This is a genomic window from Limnofasciculus baicalensis BBK-W-15 (assembly GCF_024178385.1).
Lineage (GTDB): Bacteria > Cyanobacteriota > Cyanobacteriia > Cyanobacteriales > Coleofasciculaceae > Limnofasciculus > Limnofasciculus baicalensis.
Window position 1 is genome coordinate 1 of sequence record NZ_JAMZMM010000158.1, and the last position, 1,261, is coordinate 1,261.

Sequence of the window (1,261 nt, forward strand, 5' to 3'; positions counted from 1 at the left end):
ACAATACTATCAAACTCTGGAATCTGAGGACAAATCAGGAGATTGCTACCCTGACAGGGCATTCAGATTATGTCAATTCTGTCGCCTTCAGCCCCGATGGTAATACTTTAGCTAGTGGTAGTGATGACAAAACTATCAAACTCTGGAATCTGAGGAAAAATCAAGAGATTGCTACCCTGACAGGGCATTCACATTTTGTCTTTTCTGTCGCCTTCAGCCCCGATGGTAATACTTTAGCTAGTAGTAGTGTTGACTATACTATCAAACTCTGGCGTGTACCTCAGTAGTTTTGCCGGGAAGTTGGGATTTTTTTACTTTAACTCCAAACCTTTAAGCGTTTCCGGAAGAGAAGATAGCTCTTTCACCCCATACCCCCGTTTTTTAATCAAATTCTCCAATTCAACTACCCGTTTCCGAGACGCGGGATGTGTGGATAAAAAGTCAATATTTCCAGCAATCCCCTTACTCGACTGGGCAAAAAAGTCTGTTGCCCCAGCCACATGTCCGTAAGTATTATATAACAAAGTCAACCCAAACTCATCGGCTTCTAACTCCTGAGATTGGGAAAACTTAGATTGTCCAATTGCCGCAATACTAGAAGCCGCCGCCGATTGTAAACCGCCAGCATCACCAATAAAATAGGCTAAGGCAATCCTTACTAATAATACCCTTCCTAGACCCCGTAAATGATCTCGATGAGCAAAATGTCCCAACTCATGCCCTAATATCATCATTAATTCATTTTCCGACTCCATCTCCTTTAACAAACCACCATAAATTACAATAGCATCTCCCGGTAAAGCCATGGCATTTACCGTAGAAGTCGGCAAGTACAATACTCGGTAATCTCGCCCCTGCTTCTGCTCCGATGGTAACTCCTTCTCCAATCTATCTAATAGCTGATTGAGGGTAGTTTGAGTAGGAGAATCTTGAGCTTGCTTTTCGTAAACTGGTACAACTAGCGCCCCTAACTTTTGCTCCACACTAGGTGGAATTATTCCAATTATTCCATTAATTGCTAGGTTCAACAACCAAAAAACACCTACAATAAATCCAAGGAATAAACCTAATAGAATCAGGAGTTGGCGATTACTAGGGGGAGGATTGCGAGTGCTAAATGTATTATTTGTCATTTTTTATTGGTTGTTTGTTGTTGTAGCTTAGAATCAGATTTTGCACCACTCTCAATAACCGCCAGTGGTTAAAACCACTGTCTAATAGCTGAAGTCCGTTAAAACGGACTGAAATACCCATCCAGAGC

Annotated in this window: 2 protein-coding genes; one reads left to right on the forward strand and one right to left on the reverse strand. The window is 41.8% G+C overall.

Annotated features, from left to right (window positions below; all coding sequences use genetic code 11):
- Window positions 1-287, forward strand: a 287-nt coding sequence (locus NJ959_RS16020; RefSeq protein ID WP_373693666.1) for a WD40 repeat domain-containing protein, incomplete at its 5' end; no start/stop codon positions are given.
- 24 nt (window positions 288-311) lie between these two features.
- On the opposite strand, the gene NJ959_RS16025 is transcribed toward NJ959_RS16020, so the two are convergent.
- Window positions 312-1,133 (reverse strand): M48 family metallopeptidase, encoded by an 822-nt coding sequence (locus NJ959_RS16025; protein ID WP_254012740.1) that lies wholly within the window; start codon window positions 1,131-1,133, stop codon window positions 312-314.
- Window positions 1,134-1,261 lie beyond the last annotated feature (128 nt).